This is a genomic window from Glycomyces harbinensis (genome assembly GCF_900101745.1).
Lineage (GTDB): Bacteria > Actinomycetota > Actinomycetes > Mycobacteriales > Micromonosporaceae > Glycomyces > Glycomyces harbinensis.
Map to the genome: position 1 here is coordinate 83,747 of NZ_FNAD01000022.1, position 6,326 is coordinate 90,072.

At 62.0% G+C, this 6,326-nt stretch carries 6 protein-coding genes; 1 reads left to right on the forward strand and 5 read right to left on the reverse strand.

The window, feature by feature from the left end:
• Nucleotides 1-36 precede the first annotated feature (36 nt).
• The 5 genes from BLQ63_RS25530 to BLQ63_RS25550 all read right to left on the reverse strand — a co-directional run bounded on the left by BLQ63_RS25530 (nucleotide 37) and on the right by BLQ63_RS25550 (nucleotide 5,460).
• On the reverse strand, nucleotides 37-1,047 hold the full coding sequence (locus BLQ63_RS25530) for a TauD/TfdA family dioxygenase (RefSeq protein WP_091040361.1): 1,011 nt from the start codon (nucleotides 1,045-1,047) through the stop codon (nucleotides 37-39).
• Nucleotides 1,048-2,307, reverse strand: coding sequence for an ATP-grasp domain-containing protein (locus BLQ63_RS25535; RefSeq protein WP_143015092.1), 1,260 nt, complete (start codon nucleotides 2,305-2,307; stop codon nucleotides 1,048-1,050). It abuts the gene before it with no gap.
• Nucleotides 2,304-3,707 carry a methylaspartate mutase gene (locus BLQ63_RS25540; protein ID WP_091040373.1) on the reverse strand — a complete coding sequence of 468 codons (1,404 nt, stop codon included), beginning with the start codon at nucleotides 3,705-3,707 and terminating at the stop codon, nucleotides 2,304-2,306. Before BLQ63_RS25540 ends, BLQ63_RS25535 begins: the two co-directional genes overlap by 4 nt.
• Before the next feature lie 5 nt (nucleotides 3,708-3,712).
• Complete coding sequence (locus BLQ63_RS25545) at nucleotides 3,713-4,138, reverse strand: cobalamin-dependent protein (RefSeq protein ID WP_091040363.1); 426 nt, start codon at nucleotides 4,136-4,138, stop codon at nucleotides 3,713-3,715.
• Between the two features lie 107 nt (nucleotides 4,139-4,245).
• Entirely contained in the window at nucleotides 4,246-5,460 is a 1,215-nt protein-coding gene (locus BLQ63_RS25550) for a fatty acid desaturase (protein WP_091040364.1), read from the reverse strand.
• Between the two features lie 462 nt (nucleotides 5,461-5,922).
• Between BLQ63_RS25550 and BLQ63_RS25555 the strand changes: the two genes are divergently transcribed.
• Nucleotides 5,923-6,326: MFS transporter (locus tag BLQ63_RS25555; RefSeq protein ID WP_143014969.1), on the forward strand; the 404-nt coding region annotated here is incomplete at its 3' end.

Genomic DNA, 6,326 nt, shown 5'->3' on the forward strand with positions numbered 1-6,326 from the left:
ATCTGGGACGGGATGGGACGCGACAGTGTGAATGGACTAAGCGGTAACGGGCAGGCCCTCGCGGTATGCGGCGAAGCCCTCGGGGAAGGCGCGAGGTGACCACGGTTGCAGGGACATGCGCAACAGGTCCCGTGATCTGGTTCCCGCGTCGGCGAATGCGGTGCGGCCATGCAACGCGTAATTGTTGTCGACCATGAGGATGTCACCGGGACGCAGTTTCAGTTCGATGGTGTGTTCGGGCAACGCTGCGGTCTCGTCGAATGCGTCCAGGGCAGCGATCTCGACGGGGCTCAACGGAACACCGGACTTGGCCGGGGCCAGCTCGGCCCGTTCACGGCGATAATAGCGACACGCCAACCGCCCCTCGAAATATCCGAAGATCGGATTCCAGTAGTAGGGCAGTTCCCCGGCCGACTCGGTCCCGCGCCGATCGTAGGCGAAGGGCTTGTACAACAGGCCCAGCAGCTCCCGATGATGCTCCAAGAGATGATTATGGACGGTCATCGAACTTGCGAGCTGGTTCATTCCGCCCTCGGCCGCGTCCTTGATGCACAGCAGGGTGAGCAGGTCCGAAGGATCCGTATGGAGTGGTAGCGCCTCATTGGACATATAGCCGCGGTGCCCACCGGTCTTCTGTTCCGAAGTGGGGCGGTCCTTGACATGGTGAACCAGCGCGCCGTCGCGCGACTGCGGGGTGGCTCGGCCCACATGAGTACTGAGTCCGAAGTACGCGGTCTCCAGCTGGGACTCGTCAAGATCAGCGATGGGGAATCCTCGCAGGACGGCGAAACCCCTTCCCTGCTCGAGCTCAGCCACCAGATCCTTCATGACCGGTGCGATGGTGGGCAGTGGAAAGTCCGCTGCCGTGAGTTCCCCGAAGCTCTTCTTGTCCCTGTCCAGGGACTTGACGGCCTCGACCAATTCGACGACCTGATCCTTGGAAAAGCTGACCGTCCAGTCGTCGGGGCTGGTGAAGTCGGCTCGTTTCCACGCCGAGGGCCCGGTTACGGGCTCGGTCAGTACGACTGGGGCGGATTTCGAGTTCATTCAGGATCTCTCCTTCGGTAGGGGCTCGCAGTTGATGTGAAATTCTTTGATGACTGAGTCGATGCTGTCGGTGACTTCTTTGGTGGACCCGGCTCGGAAACGAAATCGGCCCCCCACGTGCTCATAGAACGCTTCGGCGTCGGGAATGACCGCACCGGGCTCCAGCACCCGTTCGCCGTACACTGCTGGAATATGCATCATCGAGTTCGAGCTTGTGACCCGGCAGGGACGCCGGGCCGGAACCGGGCATAGCAGCCATCCCGCCATGACCCCGGGGTCAGCCACATCCAGTCGAGGAACTGGATTACCGGTTTGGATGGCGCATTCGATCGCCATGAGATCTACTTGGTGGACTTCACGCCACAGGAATGGAATTTCCGCACCGCCGACACGTCGACCCACTTCCAGAAACACGAATTCCGATGGCCGGGTCGAGTTGCCGTCACCGAACACCTCCAGGTGGAACACCCAGGCCGATTCGCACATTCCGGGAATGAGCTCTTGCAGATAGTCGTCCATGGCGGCCAAGGTCCCCGGGTCATCGACCTCAACGGCACCGGCGGGCGACTGCCTATGACGAAAGCTGAACAACGATGACACGTATCGGGACATTCGCCATGGACCCAGTTCGCTCCCGGTCCAATATCCGTCCACATGGTAGATGTCACCAGCCTGAAAGCGCTGGACCATGATGGGGCGATCCCAGGTCAGCTCCGCCGCGGCATCCTCACCGGGTACTCGCGATACTCCTTCACTGGCGCTGCCGCGCAACGGTTTGGTGACCACCGGCCAGCCGTGTCGGCGACCGAACTCGATAATATCCGCGTTGGTCGACACCGGAGCGTAAGCGGGAACCGGCAACCCTATGCTTTCGACCAGACGGGTCATCAGATCCTTGTCCAGGAACGGGGCCAGGTCCGCTGCATAGGGGCCGGCAGCTCCCAACTCCTCGCGAAGTCGGCTGACCGTCGGCAGGTGATTCTCCTTCAAGGCTATGATGGCCGACGGTTCACCGTGTCGCTCCGACAGCTGGTATGTCGCCCGCCGCAACTCGGCCGGGTCTGTAGTGCGGGGCAGCACCACCACCTCTGCCGCCCGGTCGGGAATCGACTCACGTCCCGTTGGATTGGTGATATAGGTGACCGGCCGGCTGGAGTGGTCCAGGTAGCTGTCGTAATGAGCGTATTGATCCTGCCAGGCGTGTACCACGATGACGTGACCGGTTCCATGGTCGACGTATGTGGATGCCGGAGTGTTCACGAGGCCTCCTGCAATAGTTGCGGCAATGGTTCGCCTTTTGAAACGTCGTGGGCGGCGAAGTAATTGATGTCAGCGGTGATCGATTCGATGACCTTCAGTCCGTCAGGGTCCGAATTGGTACCGGAAAGCGACTGCGCCTGTCGCTTACGGGTTGCCTCTGAAAACGGCAGGCTGCCGCAGTCGCGGTATCGGATCGCCCCGCGAGTGTCACGAGCGGGAATCACTGCGGACCGCGCATGCCGACTCGCACTGAAAGGTACGTCCAAACTGCCGTTCGCGAAGGCGCGACAGATTGCTGCGACGAGATCGTCACAAGCCAGAAGCGGCTCCACCAGCTCCGCGACCTCGCACAGAATCCAATCGCGCTCCAATGCAACGCGCTCTTGGTCCACCTGAACGAAGTCCAGAAACGATGAGCATGCCGCCTCGGTGACCCGCATACCTTCCACGTTCGCCCTGGTGTCGGGAATGCCGTACGCCTCATGGTTGGTCTTGGTGATGATCTTGGCCGCCCCCCCGATGCGCCCCACCAGTCCGCCGTAAAGTATGAGTGCGTCGGCCACCGATCGTCCCTTGGGGAATACACCCATGTACTGATGAAGCACCGAGAACGTCTCTACCGATTCCGGCAGGTATCGCTCGGCGAGCAGCGGAATGCTGTGCAGAGCGGCGATGTCCTGAAGCGCCTCACCGCCTTGGGGGTATGCGATGGACACGCAGCGGACCCCTTCTCGAGCCGCCAGGACCGCCTCCAACACGCTGATCGCCAGGCTGATCGACGGTGGGACCAACACCGCCGTCAGTGTTCCGAACATCTCCCGGTCCACGATGACGCCATGTTCCGCGAACACTCCGCATAGTGAATCCACTTGGCGCCAGGCTTCGAGGGACTCCTGCAGGGGCACGTCCTTGGCATAAGGAAGGTTGTACGAGATTCCCCCGCCCTCGAAAGAGGCGATACCCGAGGCCAGGCTGACCGCCAGCAGCTCGCGGGCGTCAGGGGAACCATGGCGAACTTCCAACGGGACCTTCACCGACTCATTCAGCTCTCGCCCGCGCCCCCAACCATGTGCCACCAGAGGATAGCCATTGAGATGGCCGGGGTTGCGTGCCAAAGTGGCTTCCGCGGTGGCGAAGTGCTTCAGGCGCGTATGCGAGTCGATGGTGACCGTGAGCAGATCTGGCGCCGCCCGAGACTCCAATTCCAGAAGCAGGCTCTTCATCCGATCATGGGCGCCGACGCCGCACCGTGGCTGAATCGCCGGACGTTCCCGCCTGACGGCCGACCGCAAGACCTCGACTGCCAGTGGCTTTCCAACGCTGTTGAAATATGCCACTGCCTCTTCCAGGCTCGGCAGACCACTGGCGACCTGATATTCCAGATCCAGCGCATCGCTCATGGAGGTCACTGAGCATCGACCAGTTGAGGTCGACACAGACTGTCCAGCACGAACGGCAACTTGTCGGGATCGTCGAGAATGACGTCCACTCCCAGGCCGCGAAGGAGCTCCAGTGACTCGTTCGACTTCCGACTTCCGACCGATAGGTTCCCGCCCAAGATCACAGGGCGGTCGAGCCGTCCCTCCGCCCGCAGCTGGGGCAGGGACCGCAGATCCTCATAGGCGTGACCGTTGAGGCTTCCGATGACAATCGCTATAGAGTGCGGAGAGCGCTCCAATGCCTCGGCGAATTCTTCAAGCGGGGTGCATACGCCCAGATTCTCAACAGCGAACCCCGCGTATCGAAGCCGGCCGGCAATCAGGTGGTTGGCGACAGCGTGCGCATCGCTGGCGGCGACGCCCAAGATCACGGAACGGGTTTCGGTGGTCATGAATGGTTGGCCTTCCTATAGGGTTTCGTCTAGTTGAGGTCATTGACGAAAATGGCAACCGGATCCCGGTCTATCTCGGGCCGCCACCGCTACGCACCGGGATGGTCTCAGTCATCGAAGGCTGCAAACATTTCCCGTTGACTGACCTGGGCGATCCGTTGTGCGTCGTATTCAACGGGGTCGGCGGCTCGCAGCGAGTCAAAGACGAAGTCGATAGCCGATTTCAGGCCCCAGACCTCGACGTAATCCGGCCAACCATGCTGCCCCGCTTCAAGGTCGCGCTGGCGGGCGAAGATGTAGTCAGCCCAGTTTCTGGCCATTGGATAGCGGTGGTGAAAATCGTGGCACACAGTGTCGCCGGTCAGCACCAGATAACGACTCGGGAAATGGACGAACGCCATGCGCAGCCCCCAGCGCAACCACCGCAGCGCTCGACGCGGCACCGGCAAGTCCGCCGATGGTGCCGCCTCCCCCAAGAAGATCGCGTTGGTCAATCCTCCGAAGTATGCACGCCCTTTCCGGTCGACAATAGATGGATCGGGGAAGGTGTGCTTCACACACAACCGGAAGGTATTGCTGATCTGGAAGAACAGAACCAACGGCAGCCACCAACCCAACACCACCACAAGCCAGGTTTCGGTGAGAACGCCGACGGCGATGACGCCGATATGGAAAGCCGGGGTCAAGATCCGGTCGAGAACCGATGCCGAGTGGAAGTAGGACCGAAGCCGAGCGACAAAGAAACGGGCGTGGAACAAGGGTGAGGCGACTTTACCCAGCACAGTGGCCCACATCCGGCGACGGGTCATACCCGGTCGGAGCTCCAACGTGAGCAGGATGGCTTGGACGGTGGGATCCCGAACGGTCATATGGTGCCGCGCATGATGGTCTGCGACATGCTCCGCTTGATAGCGCTCGAAAGACTGGATCAGCAGCAGTCCCGCCACCAGGCGGCCCACAACTCGATCCCAGCGGGGCTTGCCCCACATGTTTCGGTGAGCACATTGGTGGAAGATCATCAGCCGCAGGTTGCGCTGGCCGTGTAGGACCGAGGCCCACCCTGGGATGAGCAGCAGCCACCAAGCCCAACTTCCGGTCGCGGTAACCGCGATGGCGCTCATTGTCAACCCGGAGCACAAGGTGAATACCGCCGCACCAAGATGAGCTGTCGGGGTCATTCTCGGCCCGGTCTGACCGTACAAGGGCTTGCCGGTCAGATAAGTAAGGGGCAGTTGGACATACCTGGGAAGGCCCCGCATGGTCTCCCGAACTGCAGTCTGCCCGGCTTCAGGTGTAGTGGTTGAGGCAAGTACGGATGCCATTCTGGCGTCTCCCTCATGTTGTTCCGTGTCAGGCGACAGGACCGCGTCCTCGCGACCAAGGGCTTGCGAACCGCAGCCGGCGTCCACTTGAGTGAGGAGATTATTCCGACATGTGCCGCAGCTAACATGAGTTTTACAGTGGGAGAAGGGATCCACAAGGCGGAACACCGGCGGAACACCGGCAGGAACTCCTCCTCGGCTCGCGAGCCGCTGGCGCCTGACCAGGGAGCTGCAGGAAATTGGTCCTTGGTTTGCTTGTGCCCGTGGGTGTTTAGGAGCGGAGCCTGCCCTCACAGCAGCCGCACCACCACAGCCCGGCCCGACAACACCGATCGACTACGGGGAACCGCGCCCTTCTTAAGTCGACCCTCGTCAATCCGGTTGCGTTCCAGTGGCAACCTGGTTAGCGTCCGCCCAGGGCATGGCCGGCCGATGGTCGGCCGGCGTGAACAAGGGGCGTCGATGCATTTGGGAGCCGACTACCGCCGGATCTGGTTCGGCAACGCGTCAGCGAACCTGGCCGACGGCATCACGTTCATCGCCCTTCCGCTGCTTGCCACGACGGTCACGGACAGCCCGATCGCGATCGCCGGCCTCGCGGTCGCGTACTCGCTCTCGCGCATCGTCTCGGTGCTCGGCATCGGCGTGCTCATCGACCGCGTCGACCGGCGCCGCCTGGCGTACCTCGCGAACTTCTCCCGCGCCGCAATGTTCGCCCTCCTGACCGGCCTCGTGCTCCTGGACGCCGCACCGATCGCCACGCTCTACCTCGTCTACGCCGTCATGGGCGTCATCGAGACCCTCGCCGACGGCACAGCGCGCGCCGTCCTGCCCCAAGCAGTCCCACCGGAGGGACTCGACAAGGC

Excerpts from the sequence above, each read along its gene's own strand:
- BLQ63_RS25530 (WP_091040361.1), bottom strand. The coding sequence starts at position 1,047 with ATGAACTCGAAATCCGCCCCAGTCGTACTGACCGAGCCCGTAACCGGG.
- BLQ63_RS25540 (WP_091040373.1), bottom strand. The coding sequence starts at position 3,707 with ATGAGCGATGCGCTGGATCTGGAATATCAGGTCGCCAGTGGTCTGCCG.
- BLQ63_RS25545 (WP_091040363.1), bottom strand. The coding sequence starts at position 4,138 with ATGACCACCGAAACCCGTTCCGTGATCTTGGGCGTCGCCGCCAGCGAT.
- BLQ63_RS25550 (WP_091040364.1), bottom strand. The coding sequence starts at position 5,460 with ATGGCATCCGTACTTGCCTCAACCACTACACCTGAAGCCGGGCAGACT.